This is a genomic window from Streptomyces sp. NPDC005496 (assembly GCF_042872045.1).
In the GTDB taxonomy this organism is placed as follows: domain Bacteria; phylum Actinomycetota; class Actinomycetes; order Streptomycetales; family Streptomycetaceae; genus Streptomyces.
Genome location: NZ_JBIAJQ010000009.1, coordinates 52227 through 69881, shown reverse-complemented (window position 1 = coordinate 69881; position 17655 = coordinate 52227). Strand labels below are relative to the sequence as shown.

The following is a 17655-nucleotide window of genomic DNA, read 5'->3' as shown; positions in this document are numbered from 1 at the left end:
GCAACGGGCAGCCGCGCATGGCGATATGTCCTCACTCAGGGTGTCCGCGCCCTGGTTCGAAGAGACCGGCGGGGAGAGTTCCTGGCTCCCGGGGGACTTCCTTCCCCGGTGACAGTGGCGGGACCGCGCCGGATTCACACCGGCTTCCTCTCCAGTCGCCGTACTTGGCTCCGGCAGTCCACCACGGGCTCAGAACAGCCGTCAACTTGCTGTTGACCTGCGGAGGGAGAGTGTGCGAAGGCCCACACGCACGTGGGGTGCGGGACGGTGATCCGTCCCGCACCCCACGTGAAGTGATGCCGCGTTGTTCGGCTTTCGCCGGTTCTGTCCGGTCGTCAGGCGACGATCAGATAGATCCCGTACCCCACCGCCGCCGCGCAGGCGGCGAAGCAGGCGTACGCGGTGGTGACCGCGAGGGCGGCGGATCCGCCCTGCGCGCCGGCGGACTCCCGCTTGGTGAGGCCGACGATGCCGAGGGTGAAGAGGCCGACGAGGGCCACGGTGACCACGAGGCTGACTCCGAACACGGAGCCGAGGGCTGCCCAGTCGATGTGCATGCTGTTCGTTCCTTAGACCGTGGCCGGGCGGGTGGGCTCGGTGGAGGGACCGGAGTCCGGGGCCGGGATGGTGGCCGTCAGGCTGACCGGGCCGGCCGGCGGCGGGGTGACCGCGGCGATCGCGGTGGTGACGACACCCGCGGGCTCGGCGTCGGTCTCGTTGACGTTGTCCATGGTGACGGGCTGGCGGCGCGAGAGCGTCCAGATGACCCCGGCACCGGCCACGAGCAGCGTGCCCGTGGCGATGATGCCCCAGGTGCCCTGCTGGGTGAGGAACTCGGCGCCGGCGCCGACGAGCCCCGCGGCGGGCAGGGTCAGGCCCCAGGCGATGAACATGCGGGTCGCGGTCGACCAGCGGACGACGCCGCCCTTGCGGCCGAGGCCGGAGCCCATGACCGCGCCGGAGCAGGACTGGGTGGTGGAGAGCGAGAAGCCCAGGTGCGAGGAGGCCAGGATGACCGTGGCGGCGCTGGTCTGGGCGGCGAAGCCCTGCGGCGGCGCGAGGTCGGTGAGGCCCTTGCCCATGGTGCGGATGATGCGCCAGCCGCCGAGGTAGGTGCCGAGCGCGATGGCCATACCGGCCGAGACGATGACCCAGGTGGGAGGGTTGGAGCCCGGCGCGAGCACGCCGCCGGTGACCAGGGCGAGGGTGATGATGCCCATCGTCTTCTGCGCGTCGTTCGTGCCGTGGGCCAGCGAGACCAGGCCCGCGGAGGCGATCTGGCCGGCGCGGTAGCCCTTGGCGGTCGCCTTCTCGTCGGCGCGGCTGCCGATCTTGTACGTCAGTCGCGTGGCGAGCATCGCGGCGAGTCCGGCCACGACGGGCGCGGCGACCGCGGGGATGAGCACCTTGGTGACGACGGTCGAGCCGTTCACCGACGACCAGCCGGCCGACATGACCGCGGCGCCGATGAGGCCGCCGAAGAGTGCGTGGGAGGAGCTGGAGGGCAGACCCAGGAGCCAGGTCAGCAGATTCCACAGGATGGCGCCGACGAGCGCCGCGAATATGACCTCGGTGCGGATGCCCTCTTCGTTGATGATGCCGCCGGAGATCGTCTTGGCGACCTCCACGGAGAGGAAGGCGCCGACGAGATTCAGCGCGGCGGACATCGCCACCGCCGTCTTGGGCTTCAGAGCGCCGGTCGAGATGGTCGTCGCCATCGCGTTGGCAGTGTCGTGGAAACCGTTCGTGAAATCGAACACGAGAGCGGTAACGATCACGATCCCGAGGAGAAGCGTGATGTGTTCCATTTACCCAGGCTTCTGTTGGACGTCAGTGGCAAGTGGAACGTAGGCAACCTGGGTGAACGGAAGATGAACTGGGGCGGGCGGAGCGGTGACCCGATCGGCGTGCCGCCCTTCCGCTTGTGTGCGACTGGCGCGTGCGAGGGCCGCAGAGAGGCGGAATATGGGGCTCCGCTAGCCCCTCGCGAAGGTCCGCAGTCCGCGCAGGGACCCGTTGAAGAGATTCTGGTCACCCGGCAGCCGGCCGCCGTTGTCGTACTGCCAGAACGTCCAGTACGTCCACCCCGCGGGCAGCGGCCCCGCGTCCGCCGAGTCGTAACGCGCGATCCACAGCGCGTGGTCCGCGGCGAAGGCGGAGCTGGCGCCGGTGCAGTCGTTCCACCAGTGCGTCGTCGTGTAGATCACCGGCCGGCGGCCCGTAGCCCGCTCGACGCCGTCGCTGAACGCCCGGATCCACCTCACCATCGCGGCCCTGCCCAGGCCGTAGCACTTCCTCCCGTACGGGTTGTACTCGATGTCGAGCGCGGGCGGCAGCGTCCAGCCGTCCGGACGCCAGGCGCCTCCGTTGCGTACGAAGAACGCCGCCTGCGCGCCACCCGACGACCGGTCCGGCAGGGCGAAGTGGTACGCGCCGCGCAGGAGGCCCGCGGCGCGCGAGCCGTCGTACTGGCGGCCGAAATACGGGTTCCGGTAGCCGGTCGACTCGGTCGCCTTCACGTAGACGAACCGGGCCCCCTCGGCCTTCGCGGCCGGCCAGTCGACGTTCTTCTGGTGCGAGGAGACGTCGTGTCCCCGCGGCTTGCCCGCCGCCGACACCGGCGCCCCGGCCAGTGCGGCCCCGCCTGCCACGAGCGCCGCCACGGCGACCGCGATCGCGCGGACCCGGCGGCGGGACGGGTGGTGCTCACGGGCCATGCTCTCCCCCATGGAAATGGCGACGGAATGACGACACGCCACGACAAATCCCCCAGAGGCTACTGGAAAACCGGCGGCACTTTGACCATCCGTGTCCGTGGGGTGACAGTGGGTGATGTGGTTGGTCAACTGCTCGTCGGGCCGCGCGGGTTCGGCGCGGACACCCGTGCCGTCGGCAGCCGCGGGTGGGCGCCCGTCCTGGCAGGATCGCGGCATGGTCGAACAGCGGCGGGACCCACGGGACGACCGGTCGGGGCGGGACGGGACCCGGGGCGACGGGGGAGACCGGACGGCGCCGACCCCGGGAGGCCCCACCGGGGTGCACGCGACGGACCCGGTCGCGGGGGACCTTGGGGTGCGGCACGCCGAGGACGCGGGGGAGCGGCTCGCGGCGGCCTGGGACGAGCTCGTGGCGACGGCCCGCCGCACCGTGGCCGACGGGCTGGTCGTCGGCACGTCGGGCAACGTCTCGGTGCGCGTGGGGGACACCGTCCTGGTCACCCCCTCGGGCGTGCCGTACGACCGGCTGACACCCGCGGACCTCGTCGCCGTCGCCCTCGACGGCCGCCGGGTGCGCGGCGCGCTCCCGCCGACGAGCGAACTGCCGATGCATCTCGCCGTCTACCGCACCACCGACGCGCGCGCCGTCGTGCACACCCACGCCGTCCACGCCACGGCCGTCTCGACGCTCGTGCACGAGCTACCGCTGATCCACTACATGTCCGGCGCCCTCGGCGGCCCGGTCCGCGTCGCCCCGTACGCGACGTACGGCACCGAGGAACTGGCCGAGAACATGCTCCGGGCCCTCGCCGGCCGCTCGGCCTGCCTCCTGCGCAACCACGGCACCGTTGCCCACGGCGCCACCCTCGACCAGGCCTACGACCGCACGGCCCAGCTGGAGTGGATGTGCCGTGTCTGGCTCACCGCGTCCTCCGTCCCCGGCCTCGCCCCGTCCCTCCTGACCCCCGCCCAGCTGGCCGAGGCGACCCGGCGGCTGGCCGACTACGGCCGGCCGCGCGAGGAGGACCGGGACCCGCGGCAGGGCTGACGTCCCTCCCGACGGCACCGAGAGTTCCCCCGAGGCCACCTCACCGCGGCCTCACGGGGGGTCCCGGAGCGGGCGCCCGCACCCCGGGGCGATCACCCGCGAGATCCGGCCGGCGGCCCCGGCCGACGAAAACGCCGAGGACCCGCCCGCTGGCCGACAGCGGGCTCCCCCGGGAGACTGGAGCGGTGCGCACTGTCAAAGCGACGGCCGCCGCCGTCACCGTTGCCCTCGCCGCAGGCGCGGCCTCCGTAGCCGCCGGCCGGTACGCCAGCGATGCCGCGCTGAAGGCGCCACCGGGCCGCCCCCTGCCCACCGAACCCCGCCTCACCGTGCACTCCACGGCCGCGGGCCAGATCGCCCTCACCCGCGCCCTGGCCTCACTGCGCCCCGGTACGTACGGACTCGGCGGCGACGGCTCCCACGCGGTCGTCGGCCCGGTCCTGGACGGTGCCCCGCACCCCGCGGACACGGTCGTACGCCGCCTGGAACGCGTCACGCACGGCACCCTGGAACCCGGCGACAAGGTCTGGCTGACCCCGAACGTGTACGTGGGCGACCCGGCCGGCGCCCTCGGCCTGGAGCACGCCGACGTGGACGTGCCCGGCGAGCTCGGCGCCCTGCCCGCGTGGTTCGTGCCCGGCGCGCGCGACACCTGGGTGATCACCGTGCACGGCCTCGGCACCACCCGCGAACACCCGATGAACGTCATGCCGTTCCTCCAGCGCCAGCATCTGCCGGTGCTCGACCTCGCCTACCGGGGCGACCTCGGCGCACCCCGCTCGCAGGACGGGCTGAACCACCTCGGCGAGACCGAGTGGCGCGACCTGGACGCGGCCATCCGCTACGCGGTGCGCTACGGCGCCGAGAAGGTCGTCCTCCACGGCTGGTCCACCGGCGCCACCATGGCCCTGCACGCCGCCGCGTACTCCGCGCTCCGCGACCGCATCTCCGGACTCGTCCTGGACTCGCCGGTGCTCAGCTGGGAGACGACGCTGCGCGCGCTGGCCTCGGCCCGCCGCACGCCCGCCGCGCTGCTGCCCCTCGCGGTGCGCGCCGCCCAGGGGCGCACCAGCCCGCACGGCGACCGCGTCCGGGAGGTCGTGGACCCGGCGCGGCTCACCATCCCGACCCTGCTGGTGCACGGCCCCGACGACGTGATCGCCCCCTGGGGTCCCTCGCGCCGGCTCGCGGCGCTGCGCCCCGACCTCGTCACCCTGCACACCGTCCGGCACGCACCGCACGGCGCCATGTGGAACGCCGACCCGGCCCACTACGAGGAGACCCTCCGCCGCTTCCTCACCCCCCTGATGTGACCCCCGAAGCCGGGCCGCCCCACGCCCACCGGGTCACCCCGGCCACCCCTGACGAGCCTCGGCACTCACGCGCGGGGCGCCCTGGGGTCCACTGACGGGGGCTGGGGTGCCCCGCGTATCGCCCGCCGGCCCCCCAGCCCCCGCCTGAGGCTGCCCTCGGCACGCCTCCGGCAGGCGCCACGGCACCCATCGGCCGAGCGCCCCCGCACTCGTAGGCCGGGCTTCGGACCGACGGCCGGGCCCTTCGACACGCGCCCGCCGGGCACCCGGCTGCCGCCTGAGGGGCCCTCGGCACTCGCCAGCCGAACGCCCGGCCCCCGCTTGAGGGCCGCTCAGCTCTCGTCCGCCGGACATCCGGCCCCCGCTTGAGGGGGCCCCGCGCTCGTCCGCCAAGCGCCCCAGCACCTGCCGACAGGGTGTCCCGATGTCGGCCGCCGGCGGCCCGGCCCCCCCCGCATGAGGGGGCCGTCGGCATTCGTCGGCAGGCGCCCCCGGGCCCTCGGCCGGACGCCCCGGACCGGCGCGCGGGCCCCGGGCACTCGCCCACCGCCGGAGGCTGCCCTCGGCACGCGTCCCGCAGGCGCCCCGGCCCCGCCGGTCAGGCGGCCCCGCTCTCGTCCGTCGGGCGCCCCGGACCGACCGGCGGGTTTCGGCCATCTCGTTGCGTCGGGGTGCCGTCCCCTTCCGTTTGCATGCCGGGTGAGGGCCCGTCCGGACCCCTCGCGCACCCCCGGGGGACCCCGCCCGGCGACCTCCCCGAACGGCCCTCAGGGCATTCCGTTTGGGTTTTCGGACTGTCAACCGGAAGACTGCACCTGTGACGTCCCGTAACCCGCGCGACTCCAGGCTCCGACTCGTCCGCCCGCGGCCCCTGGCCGCCGCCCCCCGAGCGGTGGCCCAGAGCCGCTCCCGCCGCCCCGCACCCCGACCGCCCGAGGGCACGCCGGCGCCCGCGGAACTGGCCCGTATGGCGCGCGCCGGCCTGGCCGGCGCCGCCCGCGTCGCCCGCTGGGCCGACACCGCGCTGCACCCGGGAGGCGACGGCGCGACCCCCGACGGCAAGGGCACCCTCTCCGAGGCCACCGCCGAACGGGCCGCGGCCGAACTGGGACTGACCCCCGCTCAGGTCCGCGCCGACTGGGACACCGCACGCCTGGCGGGCCTCGTCGAGGTGCACGGCAACAGCGCACGGCCCGGCTGGCGCCTGCGCGCCTGGAACCGCGACGACAGCGCCGTACTGCGCGGCTGGGTCGCCCTCTTCGACGCCTGGTCGCTCGCGTATCCCGAGCCGACGGACCGCGAGCCCGCCGCCGTCGCCGAGGTCGTCTCCGCGATGCCCCAGGTGCTCTCCTTCCTCCAGCTGTCCGCGGGCCCCGTCGACGTGGCGCAACTGCTGGACCTGCTCGAACAGCGCGTCACCGAACTGCGCACCGAGCGCTGCGAGATCCCGTACGGCCCCGGCCCCGGCCCCGGACCGGTGGCCGAAACCGAGGTCCCGGACACCCCGCTCGCCCCGCTCCTCGACTGGGCCCTGCACGCCCTCGCCTCCGTGGGAGCGCTCACCTGCGCCGACGGACAGGCCACGCTCACCCCGCTCGGCAGCTGGGCGGTCTGGGTCAAGCTGGAGCAGATCTGCGTCGCCGCGCAGAGCCCCGCGGGGAACATCGAGCAGTCGGCCGAGGACATGCTGCGCGGCTGCGCCCGACTGCGGCCCAACGCGGCCCGCGCCGAGTACCGGGCCTGGCTCGCCGCCCGCCCCGTCGGCAGCGCCGTCACCGAACTCCTCGACGCGGCCCGCGGGGAGGACGCCCTCCTGCGCGGCCTCGCCTTCGAGGCCCTGCGCGTGGTCGGCGCCCCCGCCGAACCGGACGTGCGCACCGTCGCCGACGAGACCCCGCTGCGCCCCTACGCGCTGCTGTGGCTCGCCGAGCACGAGGGCCACGACCCCGAGGACGCGCACGAGGTGCTGACCCGCGAGGAGGCCACCTGGCTGTGGGTGGACACGGCGGCGGCCGTCGCCGACCACGGTGAAGCCCCGCTGCTGGTACGGCACTTGGAGTCCGCGGTGCAGCCCACCGTCCCGGCGCTGCTCGACGAGGTCCGCGCGGTCGGGCACCCCCGCACCGTGCAGGTCCTGGTCGCGCTCGCCGCGGCCCACCCGGACCCGGCGCTCGCCAAGGCCGTGCGCCGGGCCGCCTTCCAGGTGCACACCGGGGGAAGCTGACTCGGGCTCAGGCCCCGGTCTCGGGGGTGTACGTCCCGAAGCTCCATATGTTGCCCTCGAGGTCCCGGGCCATGTAGTCCCGGGAGCCGTAGTCCTGGTCCGTCGGGGGCATCAGTATCTCCGCGCCGTGGTCCACGGCCTGCTGGTGGTGCGCGTCCACGTCGTCCACCACGACGTACACCCCCGCGGGCCCGGCGTCCTTCATGGCCGCGTCGAAGACGCCGCCGCGGCCCTTGGAGCCCAGCATCACCGCGCCGTTGCCCTGCGCCAGCTCGGCGTGCAGCACCGTGCCGTCCTCGCCCTCGTACACCGACAGTTCCGTGAAGCCGAAGGCGTCCGTGAGCTGTCTGATGGCCTTCTTCGCGTCCGCGTACAGCAGTGTCGGGTAGATGCTCGGGCGGCCGCCGTCCGTGCCTGCCATGCCGACCACGCCCTCTCGTCTCGGCGCCGAATGTGACCTGCTCCACAGTCTCGCACCGACCACTGACAACGCCCCGCCGAGCGCACAGGACCGCGCCCCCGCCTCATGGGCCGGCGGGGGCGCTGCGGGAGAGGTCGTCGAAGGACAGCGCCCGCCGCGGAAGGGGTCAGCGGAAGGCGCCCGCCGTGGGAGAAGCAGTCAGCGGAAGGTGTCGCACCGGGCCATGTCGCCGGTGCGGTAGCCCTGCCGGAACCACTGCTGCCGCTGCTCGGACGAGCCGTGCGTCCACGACTCCGGGGACACCCGGCCCTGGAACTTCTCCTGGATCCGGTCGTCACCGACGGCCGCCGCCGCGTCCAGGCCGTCGGTGATGTCGGCGTCGGTCAGGCTGGTGATCAGCGGCCTGCCGGTCGACTCGTCCTTCGCGGTGGTCGCGTGGTGCGCCCACACGCCGGCATAGCAGTCGGCCTGGAGCTCCACCCGCACCGAGTTGCTGTTCGCGCCGGTACGCCCGTCCTGCGACTTGTCCAGCGTCCCCGTCAGGTCCTGCACATGGTGTCCGTACTCGTGGGCGATCACGTACGCCTGCGCGAACGGCCCGCCGCTCGCGCCGAACCGCGTCCGCAGCTCCCCGAAGAAGTCCAGGTCCAGGAACACCTTGCGGTCGCCCGGGCAGTAGAAGGGCCCGACGGCCGAGGTCGCGTTCCCGCACGCGGTACCGACCCGCCGGCTGAACAGCACCGTCCGCGACGACGTGTACGTCTCGCCGCGGCGCTCGAACTCCTGCGCCCAGTAGTCCTGCACGCTGTTGACCACCGCGACGACCCGGCAGTCGTCCTTGGTGTTCGCGTCCCGCCCCGTGTGGCAGTCCTGGCTTACCTCGTCGAGGGACGAGGCGGTCGCCGAGGGCTCGTCGCCGTCCGACGAGAGGCCCAGCTGGTCCGGACCCACCCCGAAGAACAGGCCGAGCAGCAGCGCGATCACGCCGACGACGCCACCCCCGATGGTCGCTCCGCCGCCGGGGATCCGGCTGCCGCGCACGTCCTGCACCTCGGAGGTGTCCAGGCCGGCGTCGTCGTCGAACTGCATGCGCGCACCACCCTTTGTGTACGTCTGTGTACGTCGTTCCGTGGCCGCATTCTTTAGCGGCACCGCTGACCGCGGCGTCGGGCGGACGTCCGAACGGGCGACACGCCCCGCCCGCACGTCGTGTCCCGGCGCCCCCGCACCCGCTCCCGCCTACGCTCTGCGCCTGATCCGTGGGCCGGGGCAACCGCAGGGGGCAAGGGTGGTCGTACCGCCGATCAAGGCGACAGAGCCGGACCAGGCCACCCCCTACGGAGGACCGCTCACCGTGTCCAGCCGGGCGACCGCCACGGCGCATCCCCGGTACCCCCGAACCGATCGGCGAATCTCCCGCCGTCTCCTGCCCCCCGCCGTCGCCGTCCTCGCGGCGGTCCTGCTGCTGGCGGCGGCCCACCGGGCCCGGCCGGCCCCCTACGGGGACCGCCTCACCGTCCACGCGCGCGTGGAGCACGCGACGCAGATCCGGCTGCGGACCGGCCGGGCCGCCGTGCAGGCCCGCGACGCGGAGACGGGCCGCGCGCGCTGGACCCACACCCGCGACGGGCGCCGCCCCCTCGCCGTCCTCCACGCGCGCGTGCACGCGATCGCGCTCTGGGACGACGGACTGGTCACCGACACCCGGTCCGACGGCCGCGCGGTCCGCTGGCACCGCGCCCTCCCCGGGGCCGCCGGCTGGCTCGCCGCCCACGGGGGACGGGGCGTCCTGCGGACCCTCGACCCCGGGGCCCGCATGCTGGCCGTCCTCACCCCGGAGCGCATCGCCGCCTACCGCACCGCCGACGGCGACCTGCGCTGGACCCTGCCGGCCCCGGCCGGCTGCGCCTTCACCCCCGGACGGGCCGCGCACAGCCGAGGAACGCTGCTGGTCGCGCAGCCCTGCGCCGCCGACGCCCCCTGGACCGAGCAGATCGTCGCCGTCGACGACCTCGGCCGGATCACCCCCGGCCGGACGCCGCTGGGCAACGGCAGGCAGGGCGCCGAACACCCGTACACCGGAAAAGTGGTTGCACGGTCCCGTTAGACTTGGCCCATGGCCATTCTCCTCGCGCATTAGACGGCGGGATTCGTCATCAGCCGTCCAGTCCGCCAACGACCCTGCCCAGGAGTCTGTCCGTGATCTCCGCCTCCGGTATCGAGCTGCGCGCCGGCGCCCGTGTCCTCATCGAGTCCGCCACCTTCCGCATCGCCAAGGGCGACCGCATCGGCCTGGTCGGCCGCAATGGCGCGGGCAAGACCACGCTCACCAAGGTCCTCGCAGGTCAGGGCATCCCCGCCGCGGGCGCCGTCACCCGCTCGGGCGAGGTCGGCTACCTCCCGCAGGACCCGCGCACCGGCGACCTCGACGTGCTCGCCCGCGACCGCATCCTCTCCGCCCGCGGCCTGGACACCCTGATCCGCAAGATGCGGGAGAACGAGCAGCGCATCGCGAACGGCGCCGGCGCCACCCGCGAGAAGGCCCTGCGGCAGTACGAGCGCCAGGAGACGGAATTCCTCACCAAGGGCGGGTACTCCGCCGAGGCCGAGGCCGCCACCATCGCCGCCGCGCTCAACCTGCCCGACCGCGTGCTCGCCCAGCCCCTGCACACGCTCTCCGGAGGTCAGCGCCGCCGTATCGAGCTGGCCCGCATCCTGTTCTCGGACGCGGACACGCTGCTCCTCGACGAGCCGACGAACCACCTCGACGCCGACTCCATCGTCTGGCTGCGTGACTACCTGAAGACCTACCGCGGCGGCTTCATCGTCATCTCCCACGACGTCGACCTGGTCGAGACGGTCGTGAACAAGGTCTTCTACCTCGACGCCAACCGCGCCCAGATCGACGTCTACAACATGGGCTGGAAGCTCTACCAGCAGCAGCGCGAGGCCGACGAGAAGCGCCGCAAGCGCGAGCGGCAGAACGCCGAGAAGAAGGCGTCCGCGCTGCACTCGCAGGCCGACAAGATGCGCGCCAAGGCCACCAAGACCGTCGCCGCGCAGAACATGGCCCGCCGCGCCGACAAGCTGCTCGCGGGCCTGGAGGCCGAGCGGAAGTCCGACAAGGTCGCCAAGCTGCGCTTCCCGGAGCCCGCGCCCTGCGGCAAGACCCCGCTGATGGCCGAAGGCCTGTCGAAGTCGTACGGCTCGCTGGAGATCTTCACCGATGTCGACCTCGCCATCGACAAGGGCTCCCGCGTCGTGATCCTCGGGCTGAACGGCGCCGGCAAGACGACCCTCCTGCGGCTGCTCGGCGGCGCCGAGAAGCCCGACACCGGCCAGGTCATCGAGGGGCACGGCCTCAAGCTCGGCTACTACGCGCAGGAGCACGAGACCCTCGACCCGGAGCGCACGGTCCTGGAGAACATGCGCTCCGCCGCCCCCGACCTGGACCTGGTCGAGGTCCGCAAGACGCTCGGCTCGTTCCTGTTCTCCGGCGACGACGTCGACAAGCCGGCCGGGGTGCTGTCCGGCGGCGAGAAGACCCGGCTGGCGCTCGCCACCCTCGTGGTCTCCTCCGCGAACGTCCTGCTGCTCGACGAGCCGACGAACAACCTCGACCCCGCCAGCCGCGAGGAGATCCTCGGCGCGCTGCGCACCTACAAGGGCGCGGTCGTCCTCGTCACCCACGACGAGGGCGCGGTGGAGGCCCTCCAGCCGGAGCGGATCATCCTGCTGCCCGACGGCGTCGAGGACCTGTGGGGCTCCGACTACGCGGACCTGGTCGCCCTGGCGTGACCCCCGGCGGGGACGCCGCCCGCGTCAGCCCGCGTTGATCGAATGACTGATCCACTGCGTATGGATCATTCGGCCGATCCGTGATCCATCATCTGTGTGAGATCTCCTCATACCGAGGTGTGTCCTACATCGATTTCACGGCCGAGTCCCCGGTTCCCGGGGGCTCGGCCGTCTCGCGTCGCTGACCTGCTGCTTCGTGGACGAACCCGTTCGACCCCTTGCGGACGAGTGTGCGGAAGCCGGCGTTCCGCTCGTGGGGACGGGCTCCTGTCGTCAAAACCTTGTCTTACGGACCTTGCCGAATGGGTGGCCATGAAGCGCGGAAGGGGTGATCATGAGAAGTCCAGAGCGCACTTCCCATGAGGAGGCACGGGTGGCCGAGACTCTGAAGAAGGGCAGCCGGGTTACCGGCGCCGCGCGCGACAAGCTCGCGGCAGACCTGAAGAAGAAGTACGACTCCGGTGCGAGCATCCGGGCGCTGGCCGAAGAAACCGGTCGCTCGTATGGCTTCGTGCACCGGATGCTCAGTGAGTCGGGCGTCACGCTCCGTGGACGTGGCGGTGCGACGCGGGGCAAGAAGGCCGCTTCGGCCTGAGGCCGGGCGTCCCCATCGGCTTCGGTGGTGGCCACCCGGTCGGTCAGCCGATCGACCGGGTGGTTACTGTGCAGTCACTTAAGGGTGCCGTCGTACGGCATCCTCTGTGACCGCACTCATCGGAGGCTTCCCATGGCTTCGCTCGACCCGGTACTCGACAAGGACGGCGTACGGCTCACCGTCGACGAGGCAGTCGCCACGGTGACGCTGACCAATCCGGCCAAGCGCAACGCCCAGAGTCCTGCTCTGTGGCGGGCGTTGACGCAAGCCGGGCGGTCACTGCCGGGCACCGTCCGGGTCGTCGTGCTCCGCGCCGAGGGCAAGTCCTTCTCCGCGGGGCTGGACCGGCAGGCGTTCACGCCCGAGGGCTTCGACGGCGAGCCGTCGTTCATCGACCTCGCGCGTGGCTCCGACGCCGATCTCGACGCGACCATCGCCGAGTACCAGGAGGCGTTCACCTGGTGGCGGCGCAGCGACATCGTCTCCGTCGCCGCCGTCCAGGGGCACGCCATCGGGGCGGGTTTCCAGCTCGCGCTCGCCTGCGACCTGCGCGTCGTCGCCGACGACGCGGAGTTCGCCATGCGCGAGACCAGCCTCGGCCTCGTGCCCGACCTCACCGGTACGCACCCGCTGGTGCACCTCGTGGGGTACGCCCGCGCACTGGAGATCTGTGCGACGGGACGCTCCGTCTCCGCCGAGGAGGCCGAGCGCACGGGCCTCGCCAACCTCCGCGTGCCGGCCGAGCAGCTCGACGCTGCCGTCCGGGACCTGACCGCCGCGCTGCTGGCGGCGCCGCGTGACGCCGTCATCGAGACGAAGGCGTTGCTGCGGGGGGCGCAGGGACGGTCCTACGAGGACCAGCGCACGGCCGAGCGCGCCGCCCAGGCCCGCCGCCTCCGCGACCTGGCCGGCACCGGCGACTGACCCGCCCGAGCAACCGCGGCCCGTCCACTCGCCTGGCCTACGGGGCTCCTCCTGCCGAGCGCGCGTCCGTGCGTCGGGTCGAGGGCCTGTCCACGCCGGCCACGCCCGCCTGGGCGAGCCATCTCGCGAGCTGTAGGCGCGCCCCGAGCCGGGGCGGGCGGTGCCTCGGCTTGTCCCCGTCTCCTGCCAGGGTCTGGGTGGCGGGCGCCTGAGCTGTCCGCCCGTTGCGTGCCGGGGGCGGATCGGCGGTGCCTCGGGGTTGTCCGCGTCTCCCGCGCGGGTCTGGGCGGGGCTGCACGAGTTGTCCGCCCGGTTCCGTGCCGGGGGGCGGACGGCGGCGCTGCCCTACGCCCGTGACTGGGCGGTGGGGCGCTGTGCGAGCTGTCCGCCCCGGCCTGTGCCGGGGACGGGCCGGCGGCTCGCTGCTGTTCGTTCCTCCCGTGCTCGGAACGGGTGGACCGGCCGAGGGCACCGTCGGTGTCGGGCTCAGTCCGTCGCTGTGACCAGGACCGCCACCGACGGGTGGTCCGGCAGGGCGTCCGTCACCGCGGCGCGGACGCCGCGGGCGGTGTCGAGCGCGCGCGCGTCCGCCGTGACCGCGATCTCGACGCGGACGTGGCGGCGCGGCAGCGCGGCGCCGCCGTCCGCCGTGTCACCCGTCCGGTCCTCGATGTGCACCGGACGGCCCAGTACGTCCGTCAGACGGGCGACGCCCGGAACGGCCAGTGCGGCAGCGCCCGCGACGGACTCCTCGCCGTCCGCCGGCACGGCCGCGGGCCGCCGCTCGGCCTCGGCCGCCGCGGGCGCCTCCCCGTCCTCCAGGAGCCCCGTCACCCGCAGGTCCACCTCGGCGACCCGCAGCCCGAGCCTCTCCGTCGCCGCCGCGAGCAGCGCCGACCGCAGCCGGGCCGCCGTCGTCGGCAGGGGCTCCGCCCCCGGTGCCGTCGGGTCCGCCCAGGCCAGGAACTCCGCGTCCACGCGCAGGGGACCCGGCGGCAGGGCACTGGGCGGCGCCGGCACCGCGGCGTCGTACACCTGGTCGGGGTCGGCGAGCGCGAGCCTGAGCTTGCCGAGCCGGACACCGCCCACGGGGGCCGCCGCCCGCCGCAGCACCGTGTCGGCCGCGGCCTCCGTGATCCACGCCCCGTCGCGCGCGCTGCCCAGCGGCAGCAGCCTGCCGAGCCCCAGCTGATTCCGTACCGCCTGCGTCCATCGGTCCGCCGTCATTCCTCCAGACTGCCGCATCCCCGGCGCGAGACCACGCAACCCCGCTTACTGTGGGTGAAGAAGGACGAACGAAAGGGACATACGGCGATGACCGACATGACGGAGCGGAACAGGCCGGACAACCCCCAGGGCGAGTCCGTCGGAAGCACGCAGACGCGCAAGGAGAACGTGACCAGGCGTGGTGGCGGGGACCCGGGTGCCCGGGGCCGTACGACCATCGCCGACGGAGTGGTGGAGAAGATCGCCGGCCTCGCGGCCCGCGACGTACTCGGCGTGCACGCCATGGGCAGCGGCATGAGCAGGACCTTCGGGGCCATGCGCGACCGGGTGCCCGGCGGCGGCAGCGGCAAGTCCGTCACCCGTGGGGTCAAGGCCGAGGTCGGCGAGGTGCAGACCGCGCTCGACCTGGAGATCGTCGTCGAGTACGGCGTGTCGATCGCGGACGTGGCCCGTGACGTGAGGGAGAACGTGGTCGCGGCCGTCGAGCGCATGACCGGGCTCGAGGTCGTCGAGGTCAACATCGCCGTCAGCGACGTGAAGCTGCCGGACGAGGAGGACGAGGAGCCGGAGTCCCGGCTGCAGTGAATGCCGGATACCCGGACTGTTGAGGAGCGCACATGAGTGTGGCCGTGATCGGCATGATCGCCGGTATGGCGCTGGCCTTCGCCGGGTATTTCGGCGGTTTCGGGGCCTTCCTGCTGGTAGCGGCTCTCGGGGCCGTCGGCTTCGTGGTCGGGAAATTTCTGGAGGGCGACCTGGACCTGAACGATTTCATCCGCAGCCGCGACGACCGGCGGCGGTGACGCGTGCCGTCCCAGTCCAGCCGGCTCGGTGAGACCCGAAAGCCCGTGCAGGCCGTCGCGGCGGCCGAGCGGGGTGCTACGAAAATCGCCGACCGGGTCGTGGCGAAGATCGCCTCGCAGGCGGCCCGGGAGGCGCTGGACGCGCCGCCCGCCGACGCCGGGCGCCCGCACGCCTCGGTGGCCCTGCACCACGAGATCGCCCGCGTAAGGATCAGCCTCGAACTCCACTACCCCTCCGACATCGGCGGCCAGTGCCGGGCGGTGCGTCGTCACGTCGCCCAGCGGGTACACGCACTGGCGGGATTCGAGGTGCCGGAGGTCGCCGTCCACGTGGAGCGGCTGCATCCGGCACAGGCGTACGGAGCGGCACAGGGGAGGACGCAGTGAGCGAGCCCCGGGACCACGACGACCCGTCGGGAAGCACCCGACGGCTGCCCGTCCTGGAGAAGGACACCGAGGAGGGGACGGACGGCGGACCGGGCCGGTCCGCCTCCGCGGCCGACCACGAGCCCCAGCCCACCCTCGACGGCGAGGGCGGCCGCGCCGGCCGCTTCTGGTCCGCGCGCCGGGTGCCTGCCGGGATCCTGGCGCTGCTCGTCCTCGCGGGCACCGGCCTGCTCCTCTACGACATCGTGGCCGTACGCGCCGACCGCCCCGCCATGCAGTGGCGCCGGTGGCTGGCCCGTCAGCTCGACGAACGCCCGCTGGACGACACCTGGGTGCTGGTGGCCGCCGGGGTCGCCGCGGCCCTCGGCCTGTGGCTGCTCGTCCTCGCCCTGACCCCGGGTCTGCGCCGCGTGCTGCCGATGCGGCGCGCCCACACCGACGTCCGTGCCGGGCTGCACCGGGACGCGGCCGCCATGGTGCTGCGGGACCGGGCCATGGACGTCTCCGGGGTGCGCTCGGCCAAGGTGCGGGTCAAGCGCCGCAAGGTCGACGTCCGCGCGGTCTCCCACTTCCGTGAACTCGACGACGTACGCGCCGACTTGGACGCCACGCTGACCGACGGCATCCGGGGGCTCGGGCTCGCCCGGCAGCCCGGACTGTCGGTGCGCGTCGGGCGTCCCGGCCGGAAGGGATAGGTGAGGTCCGGTGCTCAGGGCCGTCAACCGTGTGCTGCTGGGGATCGCCGGGCTGGTGCTCGTCGTCCTCGGGGGCTCCGTGCTCGCCGTCGGGCTGGGACTCGACCCGCCCTCCTGGTGGATCTACGACGGGCGGCACGACGTGCTGCTCAGCGACGCCGACCGGACCCGGTGGCGGGACGAGGGCTGGTGGTGGCCGGCCGTCATCGCCGCCCTCGCCGTCATCCTGCTGCTGGCCCTGTGGTGGCTCGCGGCGGTGCTGCGGCGGCGCAGGCTCGCCGAGGTGCTCGTCGACACCGGCGACGGCGAGGGCGCGCTGCTGCGCGGACGCGCCATGGAGGGCGTCCTGGCCGGTGAGGCGGGGGACCTGGACGGCGTCGAGCGGGCCCAGGTACGGCTGACCGGGCGCCGCACCGGGCCCCGGACGCGGATGCGGCTCGTGCTGGAACCGCACGCGGACCCCGGGGACACGCTGCACTTGCTGACCACGCGGGCGCTCGCGCACGCCCGTGACTCGGCGGGCCTGGCCGCGCTGCCCTCGGAGGTACGGCTTCGCGCGGCCAAGCACCGGGCCGAACGCGTCAATTGACCGCGCGGCCGGTGGCGCACCGGCATCCGCCCGGGAACCGGCTCCGGTACCCGGGCGGCGATCCCACGGTCGAGGGCCGGCCCGAGCACCGTCACCGGCCGCCCCACCTACGGGAAGCGCGCGGCTGAAACCCGTGCCGACGGGACGCGCGCGGCCTAGAACCCGTGCCGCATGCCGCCGTCGACCGGGAGCATGATGCCCGTCAGGTAGGACGCCGCGGGGGAGAGCAGGAAGGCCGCCGCGCGGCCGAACTCCTCCGGCCTGCCGTAGCGGCGCAGCGGGATACGGGACTCGTTGGCGGCGCGGGTGGCCTCGGGGTCGGCGGACAGGGCGTCCAGCTCGCGGACGCGGTCCGTGTCGATGCGGGCCGGCAGCAGGCCGACGACGCGGATGCCGCGCGGACCCAGCTCGTCCGAGAGCGACTTGGCGAAGCCCGCGAGGCCGGGCCGCAGACCGTTGGAGATGGTCAGCCCCGGGATCGGCTCGTGCACGGAGCCGGACAGCACGAACCCGATGACGCCGCCCTCGCCGAGTTCCGCGGCGGCGGCGCGGGCCAGCCGTACGGCGCCCAGGAAGACGGACTCGAACGCCGCCGTCCACTGCTCGTCGGTGTTGTCGGCGACGAAGCCGGGGGCCGGGCCGCCGACGCTGACGAGCACGCCGTCGAAGCCGCCGAAGTGGGCGCGGGCCGCCTCGATCAGCCTCGCCGGGGACCCCGGGTCGGCGTTGTCGGCGGCCACCCCGACGGCGTTCGGGCCGAGCGCCGCGGCGGCCTCGGCGGTCTTCTTCTCCTCGCGCCCCGTGACGACCACCTTCGCGCCGTCGGCGACCAGCTCACGCGCGGCCGCGGCGCCCAGGCCACGGGTGGCTCCCGTGACGACGTACACACGGTCCTTCAGTCCAAGATCCATGGC

The 17655-nt window shown here is 73.8% G+C and carries 19 protein-coding genes and 1 riboswitch; of the genes, 12 read left to right on the top strand and 7 right to left on the bottom strand.

The features are described 5' to 3' along the window. Positions 1 to 53: 53 nt before the first annotated feature. Positions 54 to 190: riboswitch (cobalamin riboswitch) on the bottom strand. Between the two features lie 145 nt (positions 191 to 335). The 3 genes from ACFYQQ_RS26660 to ACFYQQ_RS26650 all read right to left on the bottom strand — a co-directional run bounded on the left by ACFYQQ_RS26660 (position 336) and on the right by ACFYQQ_RS26650 (position 2717). Continuing rightward, positions 336 to 557, bottom strand: a complete 222-nt coding sequence (locus ACFYQQ_RS26660) for a hypothetical protein (protein WP_355793092.1) — start codon at positions 555 to 557, stop codon at positions 336 to 338. A gap of 12 nt (positions 558 to 569) precedes the next feature. Next, the gene (locus ACFYQQ_RS26655; RefSeq protein WP_356173551.1) at positions 570 to 1808 is read right to left on the bottom strand and encodes an inorganic phosphate transporter; all 1239 of its coding nucleotides are present in this window, start codon (positions 1806 to 1808) and stop codon (positions 570 to 572) included. Between the two features lie 168 nt (positions 1809 to 1976). Continuing rightward, positions 1977 to 2717 carry a lysozyme gene (locus tag ACFYQQ_RS26650; protein ID WP_356173554.1) on the bottom strand — a complete coding sequence of 247 codons (741 nt, stop codon included), beginning with the start codon at positions 2715 to 2717 and terminating at the stop codon, positions 1977 to 1979. A gap of 214 nt (positions 2718 to 2931) precedes the next feature. Here ACFYQQ_RS26650 and ACFYQQ_RS26645 point away from each other — a divergent pair, with 214 nt between their 5' ends. The 3 genes from ACFYQQ_RS26645 (at position 2932) to ACFYQQ_RS26635 (ending at position 7302) form a co-directional block, all read left to right on the top strand. Further along, entirely contained in the window at positions 2932 to 3765 is an 834-nt protein-coding gene (locus ACFYQQ_RS26645) for a class II aldolase/adducin family protein (protein WP_355794083.1), read from the top strand. A 185-nt stretch (positions 3766 to 3950) separates the two neighbouring features. Next, on the top strand, positions 3951 to 5078 hold the full coding sequence (locus ACFYQQ_RS26640) for an alpha/beta fold hydrolase (RefSeq protein WP_355794084.1): 1128 nt from the start codon (positions 3951 to 3953) through the stop codon (positions 5076 to 5078). 817 nt (positions 5079 to 5895) lie between these two features. After that, entirely contained in the window at positions 5896 to 7302 is a 1407-nt protein-coding gene (locus ACFYQQ_RS26635) for a hypothetical protein (protein WP_356174071.1), read from the top strand. A gap of 7 nt (positions 7303 to 7309) precedes the next feature. Here ACFYQQ_RS26635 and ACFYQQ_RS26630 read toward each other — a convergent pair whose 3' ends face one another. Beyond that, positions 7310 to 7723 carry a VOC family protein gene (locus tag ACFYQQ_RS26630; RefSeq protein ID WP_355781399.1) on the bottom strand — a complete coding sequence of 138 codons (414 nt, stop codon included), beginning with the start codon at positions 7721 to 7723 and terminating at the stop codon, positions 7310 to 7312. Positions 7724 to 7921: 198 nt separating this feature from the next. Continuing rightward, the gene (locus ACFYQQ_RS26625) at positions 7922 to 8812 is read right to left on the bottom strand and encodes a neutral zinc metallopeptidase (RefSeq protein ID WP_355781402.1); all 891 of its coding nucleotides are present in this window, start codon (positions 8810 to 8812) and stop codon (positions 7922 to 7924) included. A gap of 199 nt (positions 8813 to 9011) precedes the next feature. Here ACFYQQ_RS26625 and ACFYQQ_RS26620 point away from each other — a divergent pair, with 199 nt between their 5' ends. From ACFYQQ_RS26620 to ACFYQQ_RS26605, 4 genes are all read left to right on the top strand, one after another. Further along, the gene (locus tag ACFYQQ_RS26620; protein ID WP_388905339.1) at positions 9012 to 9830 is read left to right on the top strand and encodes a hypothetical protein; all 819 of its coding nucleotides are present in this window, start codon (positions 9012 to 9014) and stop codon (positions 9828 to 9830) included. A gap of 92 nt (positions 9831 to 9922) precedes the next feature. Continuing rightward, on the top strand, positions 9923 to 11521 hold the full coding sequence (locus ACFYQQ_RS26615; protein WP_355781407.1) for an ABC-F family ATP-binding cassette domain-containing protein: 1599 nt from the start codon (positions 9923 to 9925) through the stop codon (positions 11519 to 11521). Between the two features lie 373 nt (positions 11522 to 11894). Continuing rightward, positions 11895 to 12116: a helix-turn-helix domain-containing protein gene (locus tag ACFYQQ_RS26610; RefSeq protein ID WP_006123601.1), complete on the top strand. Its 222-nt coding sequence runs from the start codon at positions 11895 to 11897 to the stop codon at positions 12114 to 12116. Positions 12117 to 12248: 132 nt separating this feature from the next. Then, complete coding sequence (locus ACFYQQ_RS26605; RefSeq protein ID WP_356174080.1) at positions 12249 to 13040, top strand: enoyl-CoA hydratase/isomerase family protein; 792 nt, start codon at positions 12249 to 12251, stop codon at positions 13038 to 13040. 486 nt (positions 13041 to 13526) lie between these two features. On the opposite strand, the gene ACFYQQ_RS26600 is transcribed toward ACFYQQ_RS26605, so the two are convergent. Then, on the bottom strand, positions 13527 to 14267 hold the full coding sequence (locus ACFYQQ_RS26600; RefSeq protein ID WP_356239192.1) for a nucleopolyhedrovirus P10 family protein: 741 nt from the start codon (positions 14265 to 14267) through the stop codon (positions 13527 to 13529). A gap of 87 nt (positions 14268 to 14354) precedes the next feature. Here ACFYQQ_RS26600 and ACFYQQ_RS26595 point away from each other — a divergent pair, with 87 nt between their 5' ends. Genes ACFYQQ_RS26595 through amaP form a run of 5 tightly spaced genes read left to right on the top strand, consistent with a single transcriptional unit; the run spans position 14355 to position 16741 of the window. Further along, on the top strand, positions 14355 to 14852 hold the full coding sequence (locus ACFYQQ_RS26595) for an Asp23/Gls24 family envelope stress response protein (protein ID WP_355795689.1): 498 nt from the start codon (positions 14355 to 14357) through the stop codon (positions 14850 to 14852). A gap of 32 nt (positions 14853 to 14884) precedes the next feature. Continuing rightward, positions 14885 to 15070 (top strand): hypothetical protein, encoded by a 186-nt coding sequence (locus tag ACFYQQ_RS26590; RefSeq protein WP_355795692.1) that lies wholly within the window; start codon positions 14885 to 14887, stop codon positions 15068 to 15070. 3 nt (positions 15071 to 15073) lie between these two features. Continuing rightward, on the top strand, positions 15074 to 15457 hold the full coding sequence (locus ACFYQQ_RS26585) for a hypothetical protein (protein ID WP_356239195.1): 384 nt from the start codon (positions 15074 to 15076) through the stop codon (positions 15455 to 15457). Continuing rightward, entirely contained in the window at positions 15454 to 16152 is a 699-nt protein-coding gene (locus ACFYQQ_RS26580) for a DUF6286 domain-containing protein (protein ID WP_355795187.1), read from the top strand. The genes ACFYQQ_RS26585 and ACFYQQ_RS26580 overlap by 4 nt, the downstream gene beginning before the upstream one ends. 10 nt (positions 16153 to 16162) lie before the next feature. Continuing rightward, positions 16163 to 16741 (top strand): alkaline shock response membrane anchor protein AmaP, encoded by a 579-nt coding sequence (amaP, locus tag ACFYQQ_RS26575; protein WP_356174091.1) that lies wholly within the window; start codon positions 16163 to 16165, stop codon positions 16739 to 16741. A gap of 155 nt (positions 16742 to 16896) precedes the next feature. On the opposite strand, the gene ACFYQQ_RS26570 is transcribed toward amaP, so the two are convergent. Then, positions 16897 to 17652, bottom strand: coding sequence for an SDR family oxidoreductase (locus ACFYQQ_RS26570; protein WP_355792483.1), 756 nt, complete (start codon positions 17650 to 17652; stop codon positions 16897 to 16899). Between the last annotated feature and the right edge of the window lie 3 nt (positions 17653 to 17655).